Raw genomic sequence first — 16686 nt, forward strand, 5'->3', positions numbered from 1 at the left:
TTGTGGAACCATCAAAGACAACACGCAGCATTCCGGGGCGTGACACGGAATGCGGGATCGAGAGCAGGGCAGGCCGGTGAGCAGCATTCAACCCGTAAGAGGAACCCACGACCTTATTGGCGAGGAGCAGCGCCGCCACGCACAGGTTGTCGAAGCTGCGCGACGGATTGCGGGGCTGTATGGCTTTGATGAGTGGTCCACCCCGATTTTTGAGGAAACACGGGTTTTTTCGCGCTCGCTGGGCGATACGTCAGATGTTGTGTCCAAGGAAATGTATTCCTTTAGTGACCGGGATGGTGAAAGCCTGACCCTTCGCCCAGAAGGCACGGCCGCCATCTGCCGTGCGCTGGTCAGCAACGCGCTAACACAGTCCTTGCCTCAGAAGGTTTTTTACACCGGGCCGATGTTCCGGCACGAGCGCCCCCAGAAAGGGCGCTATCGGCAGTTTCATCAGATCGGCGCTGAATTGCTGGGGGCCGCCGAGCCGCTGGCCGATGCCGAGGTGATTGCCATGGGGCATGCGGTACTGTCGGCCCTTGGTGTGGCCGAGCATGTAACGCTGGAACTCAATACGCTGGGTGATGCCGAAAGCCGGGATGCCTGGCGTGCTGCGCTGGTGGCCTATTTTTCCGACTATAAGGACCGCCTGTCGGAAGACAGTCTGGTGCGGCTGGAAAAGAATCCCCTGCGCATTCTGGACAGCAAGAACGAAGGCGACCGCGCATTGGTGGCGGATGCCCCGCGCATGGCAGAGTATATGACCCCGCAGGCGCAGGACTTCTGGGATGAACTGCGCGCCAAGCTGGATGTGTTCGGCATCGATTACAAAGTCAGCCCCGGTATCGTGCGCGGGCTGGATTACTATAACCACACCACGTTTGAATTCGTGACGACGCGACTTGGCTCACAGGGCACGGTGCTGGCTGGTGGCCGGTATGATGGGCTGGTCAAGCAGATGGGCGGGCCGGATGTGCCTGCTATCGGCTGGGCAGCGGGTGTCGAGCGTCTGGCCATGTTGCTGGAAACACCGCCGCAGGCCCCCCGGTCCGTCGTGATCGTGCCCGTGGGCTCGCCGGATGAGCGGGCCCTGTGTGGCATTCTGCAGGCGTTGCGCGCGCAGGGTATCCGAACCGAAATTGGCTATAAAGGGGCCTTGCGCAAACGGATGGAGCGGGCTGCAAAACAGAATGCCAGCCATGTCCTGTTTGTGGGGGAAGACGAACTCGCGGCCGGTCTGTTCCGGGTAAAGGATATGGAAAGCGGGCAGGAGCGTGAAGCCACGCATCAGGCGCTCATGACGGATGCCGGGAGCGTGTTTGCGTGAACGCACTGGATGAACGGCTGGACAGGATTGTCAGCCGCGCACTGGAACTTGAAGCCCTATTGGCTGGCGGTCTGGGGGGAGATGCGTTTACCCAGGCCTCGCGCGAATATGCCGAGCTTGAAGGTGTGGTCAGCCAGATCAACGCCCTGCGTGATGCGGAGCAGGAAATGACGCAGGCCGAGCAATTGCTGGCCGACCCCGAAATGCGTGAACTGGCAACGGTGGAACTGGAAGAGCTGAAAAGCCGCCTGCCATCGTTGCATCAGGCCGTGCGGCTGGCGCTGCTGCCGCGTGACGTTGCGGATGAGCGTAGCGCTATTCTGGAAATTCGCCCCGCTGCCGGGGGAGATGAGGCCGCGTTGTTCGCTGCCGAACTGTTCGACCTTTACCGTCGCTATGCCGAGCTGAAAGGCTGGCGCTTTACGGTTATGGATTACGATGAGAGCGAACTGGGTGGCCTGCGCTGCGGCATAGCGGAAATCAATGGCCGCAGCGTGTTCGCTCGTTTCAAATATGAATCCGGGGTGCATCGCGTGCAGCGTGTGCCAGCTACGGAAAGTCAGGGTCGTATTCATACCTCCACCGTGACCGTGGCCGTTTTGCCTGAAGCGGAAGAGGTGGATGTCAATATCAACGAAACAGACCTGCGTATCGATGTTTTCCGGGCATCGGGCGCGGGTGGGCAGCATGTGAACAAGACCGAAAGTGCGGTGCGGATTACGCATATGCCCAGCGGTATTGTTGTTTCCATGCAGGAAGAAAAAAGCCAGCACAAGAACCGCGCCAAGGCCATGAAAATCCTGCGTGCGCGGTTGTATGAGCGCGAGCGCGAGCAGGCTCATGCCAACCGCGCGGCGGATCGTCGCTCACAGGTGGGAACGGGCGATCGTTCCGAGCGGATCAGAACTTATAATTTCCCGCAAGGCCGCGTTACGGATCACCGGATCAACCTGACTGCCTATAAGATTGACCGCTTTATGCTGGGCGAGATTGATGAGTTCGTGGATGCGCTGACACAGGACGAACAGGCCGCCCTGTTGGCGGCTGAAGGCCTGTAGCACTCTGGGCCACCGGCAGGTGGCTTGGGGCTGTAGTGCCTAGCTGATGGGGGCTGCGCAGGAGTCTGACTGGCCGGGCCGGTGTTCGGCTGTCTCGGGTGAATCCGGGTCCAGCAGGTAGAAATCCGTAAAACCGTTTGAGCCAAGGGCAAAGAAATGATGCCCATCAGGGCTGTGCAGCACGCCATCGCTGCTGACTTCGTGGGTTTCTACCCGGCCTTCAGGGGTGCGGATGGTGATTTCTCCGCATAACGTATACGAATGTTCGGTGCGTCCGGTTGGTGTCGGCACACGCACTGTCTTGGCCCGGTTCATGTCATTAAGCTTGATGGTGCTGACAAGCTGACCGTCCAGATAGATGCGCGAAACTTCGGATATTTCCGTATCCGCCTTTTCATCGGTCACGGAAAACTCCCCTGCATGGGCCATGGTAGGGAACAGGGCAAAAAAAGCGAACACAAAGGCCGCGGCCCGGGCTGTACGTGTTGGCATGGCGGAAACAGGCCTATGTGGGCTTGGAGTATAAGAACGTGACATTTGCGGATCATAACCGGGGACAGGCGCCAATAGAACAGCTTTTACGGCAGGGTGCACAGGCTCTGGCGGAAGCCGGCGTAGAAAACCCGAGACGTGAAGCCAGACTGCTGTTGCAGCACGCACTGGGTTTGACTGCCGAGCAGATGCTGGCCCTTTCACCTCGTAGCGAGGTTGATCAGGCGTGCTATCTGGACTGGGTGGCGCGCCGTACGCAGCATGAGCCGTTTGCTTATATTACTGGGCAGAAAGGGTTCTGGACACTCGATCTGGCAGTCTCCTCCGCCAGCCTTGTGCCGCGTGGCGATACGGAAACGCTCGTATCCTGCGTGCTGGATCATTTTCCCGACAGGGATGCGCCACTATCGGTGCTGGATCTGGGTACGGGAACCGGCTGTATTCTGCTGGCCGTGCTGAGCGAATATAAGCAGGCATGGGGTATGGGGGTGGATATCAGCCCGCAGGCGGCAGTTCTTGCCGCAGGCAATGCCGCGCGTTGCGGGCTTGGTGGTCGTGCGGCTTTTATTGCGGGAAGCTGGACGGACGCACTGGCGCCAGAGGCCCGGTTTGATCTCGTGCTGAGCAATCCGCCCTATATTCCTACGCGCGACCTGGCGGAACTGATGCCCGAAGTCCGAAACCATGAACCCGTGCGCGCACTGGATGGCGGTCGGGATGGGCTGGATGCGTACCGCCTGCTGTGCACAGACCTGCCAGCCCGGCTTACGCCGGATGGGCTTGGGGTCTTTGAAATCGGCATAGGGCAGGAAGCGGATCTGAGGGCGCTGGCGGCTGAAAACCATCTCGACGTGGCTGAGGTGCGGCCCGATTTTGAGGGCATATCCCGCGCGGTAGTCATGCGGCATCAGCCGATATGAAAAAAGCGGTTGCTTTAAGGCCTGTGGTTGGTAATGTAAAAGAGCTTGATCAAAAAGGCCATCTGTGGGTTGTTGTAACCTCGTTAGGCCAAACAAGCGGTACGGGCCTTTATATCTGGCAATGACCATGTTGCTGCCTATTAGAAGTGCCCCTCCAGAAAAACAATTTGGACCTTCATTCAGGAACTGGCCCGTCAGGAATGGCCCGCTCCCATGTAAAGTGCCATGAACAGGAAAGCGCTGTGGTAAGCCCATGAATGTAAAGCGGATGCGGACCAGACATCATCGTTCTGGCGGGAGCAGTGGATCGTCCTCCAGGCAGTCGAGCGGCCAGATTCCCATGAACCGGAACCACGTTTTCGACAGCCATGGCCCGGATGTGAGGGTGCGCGGCACCGCCCAGCAGCTTTTTGAAAAATATCTCCAGCTTGGCCGCGATGCCACAGGCTCTGGGGATCGTGTGGCGGCTGAAGCCTATTTCCAGCATGCCGAACATTATTTCCGTATCATGAATGCCATGGCGCAGGCCGCTCAGCAGAGCCAGATCGAGCGCGCTGAGCGTCAGGCCGGTCGCCAGCAGCGTAACCAGAATAACGCGACGGAAGACGGCGAGGATAAAGCGCCTGAAGCTGATGCGGAAGAAGAGGGCGAAGTCAGGGATCTGGCTATGGAACCGCAGCCCGAACTGTCAGAGGGCTAAGCAGTTCCAGCACTCTTCCCATGTCATAGCTTGATTGTGGCTGATGGCATGGGAAGGGTGATGTCCATGCAGAATCTATACGCATGACGCGCAAAGACGCACGGCTATTGCCGTGGTGTCTTTGAAAAAACCAAGTTTTTATGAAAAAAACTGGTAGCGGCGGACGGATTTGAACCGCCGACCAAGGGATTATGATTCCCCTGCTCTACCACTGAGCTACGCCGCCATCGTTTGTTGGCGCTGATCTACCGTGTTCCGGCATGGGCGTCAACCCGTGTTTATGGTTTTTGTTTCTTTTTGTAGATCATGCGCTTACCGCAGGGTCCTTACGGCCCAAGGTTGCCGGAACCGAAGATATAATTACTGACCTGCTGCTCAAGGCTCGTAGGTTCCTGTGTGTGGGTCAGCAGGGCACCGGGAGGGGCGTATGTGCTGTCATGCCCCGGTTCGATCATAAGCGCGTTTTCTGATGCCAGCGTGGCACTGCCAATGCTGAGCGTGCTGTCCTGTGGTAGCCGTAGCGACGAGGCGAGCCGAAAGCGCACAAGTGCCATCTGACTGGCGGGGTCCAGAGTAATGGAAGATACCCGCCCGACCCGCACGCCTGCCAGTTCGACATCCGCGCCACGGGTCAGCCCGTTTGCTGAAACAAACCGGGCGGACAGTTCGTAGCCATTGCCGCCTGGGGCTTTTTGTGTTCCCAGCGCGTAGGAGGCAAAACCCGCTGCAGCCAGCAAAACAGCGCCACTGAAAATCCATGCGCCTGTGCGGCTCTGCCTCATCATGTTTTTACCTTCTTTTATGGCTACCTGTTCCCGGCCTGTTATCAGGGCCGGACGAAAACCTTGCAGCCATCGGGGGCATGGTGCAAGGACATCAATAAGAAAAGAGTAATGGGGATACAGGCGCATATGTCGTACATGCAGGCATTTATCATGGCGTTGCTGCAAGGCGCGACAGAGCTTTTCCCGGTCAGTAGTCTGGGGCATGCCGTTATTCTGCCAGCATTGCTGCACTGGAATTACGACCTGCACGATGTGTCGTTCCTTCCTTTTCTGGTCATGCTGCATCTGGGCACCTCTGTTGCCCTGCTGGTGTTTTTTTTCAGGGACTGGCGTGCGCTGTTTCTGGGGGCTGTCGGGCGGGACGGGCAGCGTATCCAGCTTGAAAGCCTGCATATTTTCTGGCTGCTGATTGTTGCAACCATCCCTGCGGTTGTGGTGGGGGGGCTGTTCGAGCATCTGCTCCGTTCGTTTTTTGGCTCGGCCTCATCGGCGGCGGTGTTCCTGTTTCTGAACGGGCTTTTGCTACTGCTGACAGAGCGGCTGCGCAGCAGTGTGGTTACCCGTGAGGTGCGCTGTATTGCCGGCCTGACCTCGCGTGATGCCGTGGTGATCGGTCTGTTCCAGTGTCTGGCGTTTTTTCCCGGCCTGTCGCGCTCGGGGGCGACAATCTGTGGTGGGCTTTTGCGCGGCCTGCACCATGATGCGGCGGCACGCTTTTCCTTTCTTATGGCGCAGCCTGTCATTATTGCCGCGACCGTGCGCGAGGGTTTCAAGCTGTGGCATGCGCCGCCAGATGCTGGGCAGATCCACCTTGCCATGGCGGCAGCCGTTGTCGCCGGGGTTACCGCGCTGGCCAGCACCGCGTTTCTCATGCGTTATTTCCGCAGTCATGACCGCTGGGCCATGACCCCCTTTGCCCTGTACTGCATGGTGCTGGGCGGCGTGGCGTTTCTCGCCTTGCGTTTCATGGGCTGAGGCGGGCGGATATGGCGGCTGTGCCGTCTGTGCACCGTCGCAAGCGGCTTGAACATGCGGGGCGCGAAGGTGCCGCGGGCTCTTTGCGCCGCACACTTGGGCCGGTGCATCTTGTCCTGCTTGGGGTTGGGTCTACGGTCGGGGCTGGTATTTATGTCATGACCGGTGTGGCGGCGGCGGATTACGCCGGGCCAGCCGTGCTGCTTTCGTTTATGCTGGCAGGGGTGGCCTGCCTTTTTACTGCGCTATCCTACGCCGAACTGGCGTCTCTTATGCCGGTGGCCGGGTCGGCCTATACCTATGCATATGTTTCGCTGGGGGAAGGCTGGGCATGGGCTGTTGGCTGGCTCCTGCTGCTTGAATACGGCATTTCCTGTGCGGGTGTGGCCTCGGGGCTGTCGGGCTATCTTGTCAGCCTGCTGCATGATTTTGGCATGCTGGTGCCTCAGTCCCTGAGCACGACAACAGTGCAGGTGGCGCAGGGGGCTTCTACCCAGACGGTGCATTTCGGGCTGAGGCTTGATTTGCCGGGGGCCGCTTCCATCCTGCTTGTAACCAGTGTGCTGCTTGTGGGGGTGCGGGAGTCTTTTCGTATCAATGCCGCTATTGTGCTCCTCAAGGTCGGGGTGCTGCTTCTGTTTGTGGGGGTAGGGGTATGGTGGGTCCGGCCTGCGTTATGGACCCCTTTTATCCCGGCTTATGAAGGCGGATTGCATTACGGTGTGCCGGGTATTTTTCGTGCCGCGTCGCTGATTTTTTTCGCTTATGTCGGGTTTGAGGCGGTTTCCACTGCAGCGGGAGAGGCCCGTAACCCCCGTCGCGATGTGCCTCTGGGTATTGTCGGGGCGCTGGTCGTGTGTACGGGGCTTTATATGGCCGTGGCTGCTGTGCTGGTGGGCGTGGTGCCATGGCGGGGGCTCGGTGTGGCAGACCCGCTGGCCGTGGCAGTTGGGGTTATGGGCCAACCATGGCTTGCTTTGTGTATCAAGCTTGGGGCGGTTATCGGCCTGTGCTCGGTTTTGCTGGGGCTGTTATACGCCCAGAGCCGTATTTTCTATACAATGGCGGAAGATGGCCTGCTTTCCGCTTTGTTTCGCAGGCTGCACCCACGCTTTCTCACCCCATGGCACGGAACACTGGTGCTGGGTGTCGGGGTTGCTCTGGCAACGGCGGTGCTGCCGGTTGAAATGATTGGTGATCTGGTAAGCCTTGGCACGGCCATGGCGTTTGGGGTCGTGTGCCTGACGGTTATCTGGCTGCGGAATGTCGAGCCGGATATGCCGCGTGTCTTCCGGGTGCCTCTGGGCGGGTTTTGGATACGGGGTATCTGGATTGGTTATGTGCCGCTGTTGGGTGTGCTGTTCTGCCTTGTCATGATCGTGCCGCTTGCTGCCGACATGGCGCTGGCGTTGTGGCAGGGCAATCCGCTGCCAGTTGCGCTGCTTGTGGGCTACGCGCTGGCAGGCTGGGCGTTTTACCGGTTTTACGGCCGCCATCATTCACGGATGGGGCAGGCGGAATCCGGCCCGTGAGGCCAGAACCCGCCTAGTCGTTGGGGGGGTAGGAAGCCAGAAGCCTTTTCTGCCACCGCCATAGGCGAATGCCGCGCCACAGATTGGTAGGCCGCCACCCTTGCGCGACCTTGCTTGCACCAATGCGAAAGCTTTCGCCGTAGTGGTGAAACTGGGCTGCGTAGGCTTCCTTGAGTGTGGTGCGAGAATCCCAGATATGGGTGGCTTCGGAGCCGACACCGTTGACTTCGATAATTTCGAAATCCTCCCCGTTACGCAGGGCCTCGCGCGAGCGGAATTTCACATCGATACGCCCGAAATGAAAATCGGGAATATCCTGCATGATCGCGTCTATGCGCGCGGTGAGGGCAGGGGTGATATCCTCCTTGCCGTTATGGAAGACCGCGCCCTTGCAGTGGTTGCCGGTAAAGAGCAGTTCCATCCGCTCGCCTTCGGGCAGAACGGTGTGCAGGCGTTCTTTCAGGCGTTTTTCATACAGTTCTGGCAGGCGGGCAGCGCGGTTGTCCTGACGGATAAGCTCCAGAACCGTGTCGCGGCCGTTGCCGGTTATGCTCGGGATGTCCTTGTAGGTCAGGGACGAAATATGGCCCTGAGGGTCATCGGGGTGGCGGATGTAGAACAGCCCCGCCTCATGCGGCAATAAAATGAGGCGCTGGATAACCAGATCGATCCCGCGCGGAAAAGCCGCCAGTGTTTTTTCCAGATCAGCCTGTGTGCGCACAAGGCGTACGCCGGTGCCGTTGCAGCCAATATCGGGTTTGACCACCACGGGCAGTTCAAGGCCTTTGGCCTTGATGGCAGCACGTGCGCGGGTTGCGTCGTCCTTGCCGGTGGTCAGGGTTGTGTAGGGGGCAATCCAGCCGGAGGCATATGAGCCTGCCATGTCCAGAATACTGCTTTTGCTTTCTCCACACAGCCCGCCTGTGACAATGCGCGGGTTGGCGGCGGTCGGCACGGTCAGGCTGCGATAGCGCAGGCCGAGCAGGAACCAGTACAGCACTACCGGGGTATAAAAGAGCCAGCCGGGCCAGAATTCAAACAGGGAGAGCGGGTTGGCCGCCTTGGCTGAAGTATCATCGGTCATGAGTTGTGGTTTTTCCTGATGCGGGCGGCAACCCGCCCCGAAAGGATCATGAGTGCCGCAAAACCTGCAATGCCAGCCCAACGCCACGCGCCCAGATGCGCCAGCAGGAAAGCGCCGATTTTGAGCGAAAGCAGGAACAGCCCTGTTGTCCACAGCATGGTGGCCAGCACGGTGGCCAGTGTGAAGGTTTTCAGCCCCGCACGAAAAAAACCACACGCGGTATAAAGCGGCAGGCGCGTGCCGGGAATGAAACGGCTGATAAACACAGCCCTGAACAGGTTGCGTGTCAGCCACTGGCGTTGCTGGCTAATACCCGGCATGTCGACCCACCGCCGGGCGGGTGGCCAGCATGCCGCCAGAGCGCCAAGGCCATACAGCCCAACATCGCCCAGAACGATTCCTGAATAAAGGGCCGTCAGCGCCGCGAAAGGGGATACGACATGGAGCTGAACCTGAATGGCGGTAATCAGCGTGGCGGCGTCTTCCAGCACAAAGGTGGCCAGAATGATGATGACAACCTGCATAAAAGGGCTTGCGGCTGTCAGGTGAAGGACATGCTCAAGCAAGGAACCCCGGCTCTCCTCTCCTGTTGTGCGGGTCTGTGCCCGGCTGGGATACAGGGCAGGATGAACCCGTTGCAGGAGGCGCTCAAGCCGGTGTCCTGTCAAGCTGGAGCACGGCAGGCCCCATACGGGAAAAGAGAGTGGATGAACGCGCGAACAGGGTGCTAGACGGGAAGGCGTCAGTCATGGCACAGGCGGCGCAAGGCAGCCGGGACGAGGGGATAATGGATAGAAGAACTCTGCTTGTTCGCGGTTTGGCCGCCTCGGCCTTTACGGGGCTTTCTAGTGTGCCTGTGTGCAGGGCATGGGGGCAGCCTGCTACCTATGCCGCCTTTCTGGCCGGTGTCAGGCACGAGGCGCTGGGGCAGGGTCTTCCGGCGGGGGTAATCGATCAGGCATTGGCCCTGTGCAAAACCCCCAATGCAGCCGTTATCAAGGCGGATCGGCACCAGCCGGAGCAGGTTCTGACATGGGCGCAGTACAAGGACAGGGTGCTGACGGAAAAAAAGCTGTCCGATGGCCTCCAAGCCATGACCGAACAGGGCGAGCGCATCGGCCAGATTGGCGGGCAGTACAAGGTCAGCCGGGGCGTGATTGCTGGCATCTGGGGGCTGGAATCTGCCTATGGCACCCGTATGGGCAAGTTTTCCGTTATCGATGCGCTGGCCACACTGGCTTTTGAAGGGCGGAGGGCTGCGTTTTTCAGGGGCGAGCTATTCAAGGCGCTGCATATTCTTGCCCAGGGCGGTATGGAGCCGCGCGCCATGCTGGGCAGCTATGCGGGGGCGATGGGGCAACCCCAGTTCATGCCCAGCGCCTATGAGCGTTTTGCTGTCAGCTACCCCGAAGGCGGACGGCCCGATATCTGGCGTAACGAGGCGGATGTATTCGCCTCCATTGCCAATTATCTGGCCCGGAGCGGCTGGCAGGATGGGGCAATATGGGGCGAAGCCGTGATTGTGCCGGATTCCATGGCGCAGGCCCAACTCGGGCGCAGCCATGTCAGGCCGCTATCATGGTGGGTGCAGCAGGGTGTGCGGCCCCGTGCCGGGCGTTTTGCCGATAATGCGGCTATGGGGGCGGTTATCCGCCCGGATGGGCCCGGTGGTGAAGCGTTTGTCGTTTACCATAATTTCAATGTAATACGCCGTTACAACGCTTCGGACTTCTATGCGCTGGCGGTTGGTATTCTGGGTGATGCGATAACGTGAAAAAAGCGGTTTTATGTATGGGTTTGCTGCTGGTGGCCTGCCGGCGCGAGCCACAGGCAACGCCTGACCCGCATTACGTAACCGGAGCTTCATGGCAGGCGGACGGGCGGTGGTTCTACCCGCGTGAGGATTTTGCATGGCAGGATACAGGGCTTGCCGTACGTGACCATGGGCAGGACGGCGAACTCACCGCCGATGGTGAAGTGCGTGACAGCATGGCCATGACCGGCGCGCACCAGACCCTGCAACTACCGGCCATTGTAAGCGTAACCAATCTTGAAAACGGGCGTGAGGTGGTGGTTCGCCTGAATGACCGTGGCCCTGCACAGGCCGGACGCATGCTGTCGCTTTCAGCGCGGGCGGCTGATCTGCTGGGCATGGGAGAGGGCCCTGCCCGCGTGCGGGTTGTCGAGAACGAAGCGGAAAGCCGCAGGCTGGCGGAAATCCTGCCCGGTGCGCCGAAGCTCGAAATCAGTGCGGCCCCGCGTGAGGGTGTTACCCAGACGGACCTGTCCGGACAGGGGAGTTCTACCGTGGGTATGGCGGTGCAGGCGGGAGATGCCGCTACGCCGAAAACAGGCCTGACGCTACCCGCTCTGCCAGCCGAGGTTAGGCAGGGTTGGGCCGCGCCGGGTATGCTCTGGGTAGAGGTTATGGACCTGACATCGCGCTACAGCGCCATGGTTCAGGCAGCCCGATACGGGGGGGTGATACGCCCCGATCTGACTGCCGGATATGGCATGATGTGGGCGGTGCGCTTTGGACCGTTTACGACTATACAGGACGCGGATTCAGCGCTGAGACGGGCACTGGCCGCCGGACTGACTGGCTCTCATATCGTCGTCGAATAGGAAAACATGTTGCAGACCCGACGGTTCTTACTCACAGGGGGCGCGGCCCTTTTTTGTGGCGGTGTTTCGAGCAGCCTTGTGGCGGATGCCTGGGGCAAAACGCGTGGCCGTGCGGCAACTGCCGCAAAACAGGCCCCAGCCGATGCGCCGCCGCCCGCCCCGGCCACAACGCCCGTTGGCCCGGTCGAGACCTCCGCGCGCTGGGCCTGCATTCTTGATTACAGCAGTGGAGCCCCCCTGCTGGAAAAAAATGCCGACGAGCGTATGCCCCCCTCATCACTAACCAAGATGATGACAGCTTATGTCACGTTTGGCATGCTGCGTACGGGGCGCCTGAAACTTGATCAGACCCTGCCTGTGAGTGAGCGCGCATGGCGTATGCAGGGCTCCAGAATGTTCCTGCCGCTGGGCCAGAGCGTGCCCGTGCAGGACCTTATTCAGGGCATGGTCATTCAATCCGGTAACGATGCGTGCATTGTTCTGGCGGAGGGGATCGCCAGTTCGGAGGAGCAGTTCGTCGCGCTGATGAACGAGACCGCCGCGCGTCTGGGGCTCAGCAATTCCCATTTCATGAATGCGACCGGCTGGCCCGCGGAGGGGCATTACATGTCCGCGCGGGACGTGGCGTATCTCGCGCTGCGTCTGATTCATGATTTCCCAGAATATTACCACTTCTTTTCCGAAAAAGAGTTTTTCTACAACAATATCCGTCAGGAAAACCGCAACAGTCTGGTGGTGAAAGGTTTGGCCGACGGGCTGAAGACCGGCCACACGGATGCAGGTGGTTTCGGGCTGTGCGCCTCGTCCGAGCGTGAGGGCAGGCGGGTTATCATGGCCATTAACGGGCTTACATCCTCCGGCGAGCGTGGCGTGAGGGTGAACGGCTCATGGGCTGGGCTTTCGCCAATTTTGAAACCGCTTGGGTTGTCCATAAAGGCGATATCGTAGAGCAGGCCCCGGTATGGATGGGGGCCGAGCGCACAGTGGCTCTGGTCGCGGCACAGGATCTGAAACTACTTCTGCCCCATGGCTGGCGCAATGGCACCCAGCTTGCGCTGGACTATAACAGCCCGCTGGTGGCCCCCGTTACGCAGGGGCAGGTTGTGGGCCGCATTACCGTTTCTCTACCGGGCGGCAAGCAGGCGCAGGTGCCGGTTGAAGCCGCAAGCTCCGTGCCTGCTCTTGGCCTTGTCGGGCGGGCCGCGCGCAGGCTGCATCTGTAACGGGTATGTACAAGGGTGTGTTTATAACGCTTGAGGGCGGTGAAGGCGCAGGCAAGTCCACCCAGTTACGGCTGGTGGGCGAAGCCCTGCGTGAACGCGGGCATGACGTGCTGATTACGCGCGAGCCGGGAGGTTCTCCCGGCGCGGAAGACCTGCGCCAGCTCCTGCTGTTCGGCAATAACCCGCTTTCTCTGCGGGCCGAAATTCTGGCGCATTTCGCCGCACGTTACGACCATGTGGATCGTGTGATCCTGCTGCGCTCGAAGCAGGGCAGATTGTCCTGTGTGATAGGTTTACCGATTCCACACTGGCCTATCAGGGCTATGGCCGTGCGGCGGGGCAGGCGGGTATTCTGGCCCTGATCCGTAACCTGACCGCTATGCTGGCCCTCCGGCCGGACAGGACTTTCCTGCTCGAAGTGCCGCGCGCCATTGCGCGCCAGCGGCTTGCCGCCCGTGCGGGACGCCCGGACCGATACGAGCAGGCGGATGAAGACTTTCATGCGCGTGTAGCGGAGGGTTTTGAGGCCATGGCCCTCCATGAGCCTGAACGGGTCAGGCGTGTGAACACCGCGCAGGAAGAGGCCGGGCAGATCAGCCACCGGATTGTGGAGGATATTCTGGCTCTGGTCTGTCAGGCGTGAGGCCGGGCATGGGGGAGACAGGCACTACCATTACAGGCCCACGCCTTGCCTCACTGGCATTGCAGGGGCATGAGGCCGGGCTTGACGTATTCCGTCAGGCGCTGGAGCGGGGCTGTATGCCCCATGCGTGGCTGATTACCGGCCCGCCCGGTATTGGCAAGGCCACGTTTGCCTTTGCGCTGGGGCGTCTGCTGCTGGGAGCCACGCAGGCGGACAGCCCGGCAGGCCGGCGCGTTTCTGCTGCCACCCATGCCGACCTATTGGTGGTTGAGCGCGGTTTTGATGAAAAGCGCCAGCGCTATCGCTCCGAGATCGTTGCGGACGATGTGCGGCCCATCAATGCGTTTTTGCGCCGTACCGCCGCGGAAGGTGGTTGGCGCGTTGTTATTGTCGATGGCGCAGAATGGATGAACCGCAGTGCGGCCAATGCGCTACTGAAAATACTCGAAGAGCCTCCGCCTGCAACCATCCTGCTTCTGACAAGCTCAGCCCCCGGACGTCTGTTGCCGACTATTCGCAGCCGGTGCCGCAGGCTTGCGCTCGGAGGGCTTGATGCCCGCACCATGGGGGCGGTACTGCGCACTATAGCGCCTGAGGCCGATCCGGCTGAGCTGGAGCGCGTGACTGCACTGGCCCACGGGGCCCCGGCCGCGCACTTGCCCTGCTGGCCGATACGCAGGGTGAAATCGCCCGTTGTGTCGAGCGCGTGTGTGCAGGTTTCAGTGCATTGGAAGGTTATGAAGTCGCGGAAATGGTTCTGCGCAAGGAATATGGTTTCGATCTGTTTTTCAGCCTGTTATCAGATCGGCTTCAGGCGGTGGCCAGACAGGCCGCGCTGAGTGGAAGCGCTCATGGTCTTGCCTGTGCGCGTGCATGGGAGACCCTTGTACGCCTATATGGTGAAACAGAGCGTTTCAACCTGGATAAACAGGAAGCCCTACTCGAAGCCATGACGATTGCGAGCCAAGCATGACCCGTCGTTTTTACGTTACTACTCCCATCTATTATGTAAACGGTGCGCCGCATATCGGGCACGCCTATACATCTATCGCGGCGGATGTCATGGCGCGGTTCCACCGTCTGGCCGGTCATGATGTGTTTTTTCTGACCGGCACCGACGAGCATGGTCAGAAGGTGGAGCAGGCAGCACAGGCCGCCGGTGTTGAGCCGCAGGCCTTTGTTGACCGTATTGCTGCTGATTTCCGCGATATGGCTGATTCCATGGCCATTTCGTATGACGATTTTATCCGCACGACCGAGCCGCGCCACGTGACCGGAGCGCAGGCCCTGTGGGAACGTGTTGCGCAGAACGATGCCATTTATCTTGGCGCGTATGAAGGTTGGTACGCCCTGCGGGATGAATGTTTCTACGGTGAGGACGAACTGACCACCGGGCCAGATGGTCAGAAGCTGGCACCCACGGGTGCTCCGGTGGAGTGGGTCAAGGAGCCCTCTTACTTCTTCCGTCTTTCCGCGTTTCAGGACCGGCTGCTGGAACTATATGAGCAGTGCCCGGAATTTCTGGGGCCACATGGTGCACGCAACGAGATTATCAGCTTTGTCCGTCAGGGGCTGCGTGACCTGTCAATCAGCCGCACGAGCTTTAAATGGGGTATTCCCGTGCCGGGGGATGAGGCCCATGTCATGTATGTGTGGTTTGATGCGCTGGCCAATTACCTGAGCGCGCTGGGCTTTCCTGACATGGATGGTGCACGGGCGGCCTACTGGCCAGCGGACCTGCATCTTGTCGGCAAGGACATTGCACGCTTTCACGCTGTTTACTGGCCTGCGTTCCTTATGGCCGCGGGCATTGATGTGCCCAGCCGGATTTTCGCCAATGGCTGGTGGACGGTCGAAGGCCAGAAAATGAGCAAGTCGATCGGCAATGTTATTGACCCGCGCGATCTCGTGCGTGAGTTCGGCCTTGATGCGGTGCGTTTCTTCCTTTTGCGTGAAGTGCCGTTTGGCGGGGATAGCGATCTGTCGCGCAAGGCGCTGATTACGCGCAATAATGTCGAGCTGGCCAATGATCTGGGCAACCTTGCCCAGCGCACGCTCTCACTGGTTGCGAAAAACTGCGAGGCGATGATCCTGCGCGGGGTGAGCCAACGGTTGAGGATAAGCAGCTTCTCGCACAGGTGGCGGTGCTGCCCCAGCTTATGGCCACGCAACTGGAACGCAGTGCCCTGACGGATGCGCTGGAGGATGTCTGGAAGGTTATCCGCGCCTGCAATGCGTATATCGACCATCAGGCACCCTGGGCGTTGCGCAAGACTGACACGGTGCGCATGGCCAGCGTCCTGCGGGTTCTGCTGGATGCGCTGCGGGGTATTGCCACGGTTCTTCAGCCTTTCATGCCTCAGACCATGGAGCGTATGCTCGACCAGCTTGCTGTGCAGCCCGACGAGCGTAGCCTTGCCGCACTTGAGGTGCCTCTGCCTGCAGGGCGCGCGCTTCCTGCACCACAGGGACTGTTCCCCCGCTATGTCGAGCCGGAAGCAGCGCCATGAGTAGCGCCGCAAATGGAGTGGGTCAGGGCTGTTTGATCGATACCCACTGCCATCTCGATCATTTTTCCGATGAGGAACTGCCCCTCCTGCTGGATGAGGCCCGGCAGACAGGGCTTGCCGGTCTGGTTACGATCGGCACGCGCCTGTCACGCGCAGGCGAACAGCTTGCGCTGGCAGGCCATGATAAACCGGACCTGCGTGTCTGGTGCACGATTGGCACCCATCCTGACCATGTGGATGAAGAACATCTGCCCCCGGCTGAGCAGATTGCCGCCATGGCCGACAGGCCAGAGGTAATAGGCATTGGTGAAACCGGACTGGACTATTTCCATGGCGAGGACGCCATACGTCCGTTGCAGCAGGAGAGTTTTCGCCGTCATATCGCAGCAGCACGTCTGCTGGATGTGCCGGTGATCATCCATGCCCGTCAGGCGGATGACGATGTGGCGGCAGTGCTGGAAGATGAATACGCCAAAGGTGCGTTCCCTATTCTTCTGCACTGCTTTGCATCCGGGCCGGAACTGGCGCAGCGGGTGCTGGCTCTTGGCGGTTATGTCAGCTTTTCGGGTATAGCAACCTTTCCCAAATGCGATGAAATTCGTGCAGTGGCCCAGAGCGTGCCGGATGAGCGAATTGTCGTGGAAACGGATGCCCCTTATCTGGCACCGGTGCCAAGGCGCGGCAAACGCAACCAGCCCGCATGGGTGGCCTATACGGCCGAGCGTCTGGCGCAAGAGCGGGGCATGGATAAAAGCGCGTTTGCAGATCTGACAACGGCCAATTTCTTTCGCCTGTTCCGTAAGGCAGTCTAGGGA

Annotated in this window: 13 protein-coding genes, 1 tRNA gene and 4 pseudogenes; 13 read left to right on the forward strand and 5 right to left on the reverse strand. The window is 59.9% G+C overall.

The features are described 5' to 3' along the window. Positions 1–76 precede the first annotated feature (76 nt). Positions 77–1324, forward strand: a complete 1248-nt coding sequence (gene hisS / locus JCM25143_RS00195; RefSeq protein WP_025859621.1) for a histidine--tRNA ligase — start codon at positions 77–79, stop codon at positions 1322–1324. Further along, positions 1321–2382, forward strand: coding sequence for a peptide chain release factor 1 (gene prfA, locus JCM25143_RS00200; RefSeq protein WP_035370246.1), 1062 nt, complete (start codon positions 1321–1323; stop codon positions 2380–2382). The genes hisS and prfA overlap by 4 nt, the downstream gene beginning before the upstream one ends. A 39-nt stretch (positions 2383–2421) precedes the next feature. Here prfA and JCM25143_RS00205 read toward each other — a convergent pair whose 3' ends face one another. After that, positions 2422–2811: a hypothetical protein gene (locus JCM25143_RS00205; RefSeq protein ID WP_408735017.1), complete on the reverse strand. Its 390-nt coding sequence runs from the start codon at positions 2809–2811 to the stop codon at positions 2422–2424. A gap of 101 nt (positions 2812–2912) precedes the next feature. Here JCM25143_RS00205 and prmC point away from each other — a divergent pair, with 101 nt between their 5' ends. Together prmC and JCM25143_RS00215 are read left to right on the forward strand one after the other, a co-directional pair. Then, on the forward strand, positions 2913–3794 hold the full coding sequence (prmC, locus tag JCM25143_RS00210; RefSeq protein ID WP_025859624.1) for a peptide chain release factor N(5)-glutamine methyltransferase: 882 nt from the start codon (positions 2913–2915) through the stop codon (positions 3792–3794). Between the two features lie 253 nt (positions 3795–4047). Next, positions 4048–4494, forward strand: coding sequence for a DUF4167 domain-containing protein (locus tag JCM25143_RS00215; protein WP_025859625.1), 447 nt, complete (start codon positions 4048–4050; stop codon positions 4492–4494). A gap of 151 nt (positions 4495–4645) precedes the next feature. On the opposite strand, the gene JCM25143_RS00220 is transcribed toward JCM25143_RS00215, so the two are convergent. Further along, positions 4646–4720 (reverse strand) — tRNA-Met (locus JCM25143_RS00220). Positions 4721–4820: 100 nt separating this feature from the next. Then, entirely contained in the window at positions 4821–5405 is a 585-nt protein-coding gene (locus tag JCM25143_RS00225) for an MlaD family protein (RefSeq protein WP_081773416.1), read from the reverse strand. Here JCM25143_RS00225 and JCM25143_RS00230 point away from each other — a divergent pair, their 5' ends adjacent. Together JCM25143_RS00230 and JCM25143_RS00235 are read left to right on the forward strand one after the other, a co-directional pair. Next, entirely contained in the window at positions 5406–6254 is an 849-nt protein-coding gene (locus JCM25143_RS00230; RefSeq protein WP_025859627.1) for an undecaprenyl-diphosphate phosphatase, read from the forward strand. Positions 6255–6265: 11 nt separating this feature from the next. Continuing rightward, complete coding sequence (locus JCM25143_RS00235) at positions 6266–7786, forward strand: amino acid permease (RefSeq protein ID WP_025859628.1); 1521 nt, start codon at positions 6266–6268, stop codon at positions 7784–7786. Positions 7787–7799: 13 nt separating this feature from the next. On the opposite strand, the gene JCM25143_RS00240 is transcribed toward JCM25143_RS00235, so the two are convergent. Beyond that, on the reverse strand, positions 7800–8870 hold the full coding sequence (locus tag JCM25143_RS00240) for a D-alanine--D-alanine ligase (protein WP_025859629.1): 1071 nt from the start codon (positions 8868–8870) through the stop codon (positions 7800–7802). Then, complete coding sequence (locus JCM25143_RS00245) at positions 8867–9436, reverse strand: DedA family protein (protein WP_025859630.1); 570 nt, start codon at positions 9434–9436, stop codon at positions 8867–8869. Before JCM25143_RS00245 ends, JCM25143_RS00240 begins: the two co-directional genes overlap by 4 nt. A 221-nt stretch (positions 9437–9657) precedes the next feature. On the opposite strand from JCM25143_RS00245, the gene JCM25143_RS00250 reads away from it, so the two are divergent. The 7 genes and pseudogenes from JCM25143_RS00250 (at position 9658) to JCM25143_RS00280 (ending at position 16683) form a co-directional block, all read left to right on the forward strand. Next, complete coding sequence (locus JCM25143_RS00250) at positions 9658–10644, forward strand: lytic murein transglycosylase (protein ID WP_025859631.1); 987 nt, start codon at positions 9658–9660, stop codon at positions 10642–10644. Between the two features lie 17 nt (positions 10645–10661). Further along, complete coding sequence (locus JCM25143_RS00255) at positions 10662–11495, forward strand: septal ring lytic transglycosylase RlpA family protein (RefSeq protein WP_035370268.1); 834 nt, start codon at positions 10662–10664, stop codon at positions 11493–11495. 6 nt (positions 11496–11501) lie between these two features. Then, positions 11502–12718: pseudogene (locus JCM25143_RS15370) on the forward strand (D-alanyl-D-alanine carboxypeptidase family protein). Positions 12719–12723: 5 nt separating this feature from the next. Beyond that, positions 12724–13361 (forward strand): annotated as a pseudogene (tmk, locus tag JCM25143_RS15375) (dTMP kinase). Between the two features lie 29 nt (positions 13362–13390). After that, positions 13391–14334: pseudogene (locus JCM25143_RS15380) on the forward strand (DNA polymerase III subunit delta'). Then, positions 14331–15871: pseudogene (metG, locus tag JCM25143_RS15385) on the forward strand (methionine--tRNA ligase). Before JCM25143_RS15380 ends, metG begins: the two co-directional pseudogenes overlap by 4 nt. Beyond that, positions 15868–16683, forward strand: coding sequence for a TatD family hydrolase (locus JCM25143_RS00280; RefSeq protein WP_051542681.1), 816 nt, complete (start codon positions 15868–15870; stop codon positions 16681–16683). The pseudogene metG and the gene JCM25143_RS00280 overlap by 4 nt, the downstream one beginning before the upstream one ends. Positions 16684–16686 lie beyond the last annotated feature (3 nt).

This window comes from Acetobacter papayae JCM 25143, from assembly GCF_000613285.1.
GTDB lineage: Bacteria > Pseudomonadota > Alphaproteobacteria > Acetobacterales > Acetobacteraceae > Acetobacter > Acetobacter papayae.

Bases quoted from the DNA above. Each gene is read 5' to 3' on its own strand.
- JCM25143_RS00225 (WP_081773416.1), bottom strand. From the start codon at position 5,405: ATGCGCCTGTATCCCCATTACTCTTTTCTTATTGATGTCCTTGCACCA.
- JCM25143_RS00205 (WP_408735017.1), bottom strand. From the start codon at position 2,811: ATGGCCCATGCAGGGGAGTTTTCCGTGACCGATGAAAAGGCGGATACG.
- JCM25143_RS00280 (WP_051542681.1), top strand. From the start codon at position 15,868: ATGAGTAGCGCCGCAAATGGAGTGGGTCAGGGCTGTTTGATCGATACC.
- JCM25143_RS00235 (WP_025859628.1), top strand. From the start codon at position 6,266: ATGGCGGCTGTGCCGTCTGTGCACCGTCGCAAGCGGCTTGAACATGCG.
- JCM25143_RS00240 (WP_025859629.1), bottom strand. From the start codon at position 8,870: ATGACCGATGATACTTCAGCCAAGGCGGCCAACCCGCTCTCCCTGTTT.
- JCM25143_RS00250 (WP_025859631.1), top strand. From the start codon at position 9,658: ATGGATAGAAGAACTCTGCTTGTTCGCGGTTTGGCCGCCTCGGCCTTT.
- JCM25143_RS00230 (WP_025859627.1), top strand. From the start codon at position 5,406: ATGTCGTACATGCAGGCATTTATCATGGCGTTGCTGCAAGGCGCGACA.
- JCM25143_RS00215 (WP_025859625.1), top strand. From the start codon at position 4,048: ATGAATGTAAAGCGGATGCGGACCAGACATCATCGTTCTGGCGGGAGC.
- JCM25143_RS00255 (WP_035370268.1), top strand. From the start codon at position 10,662: ATGGGTTTGCTGCTGGTGGCCTGCCGGCGCGAGCCACAGGCAACGCCT.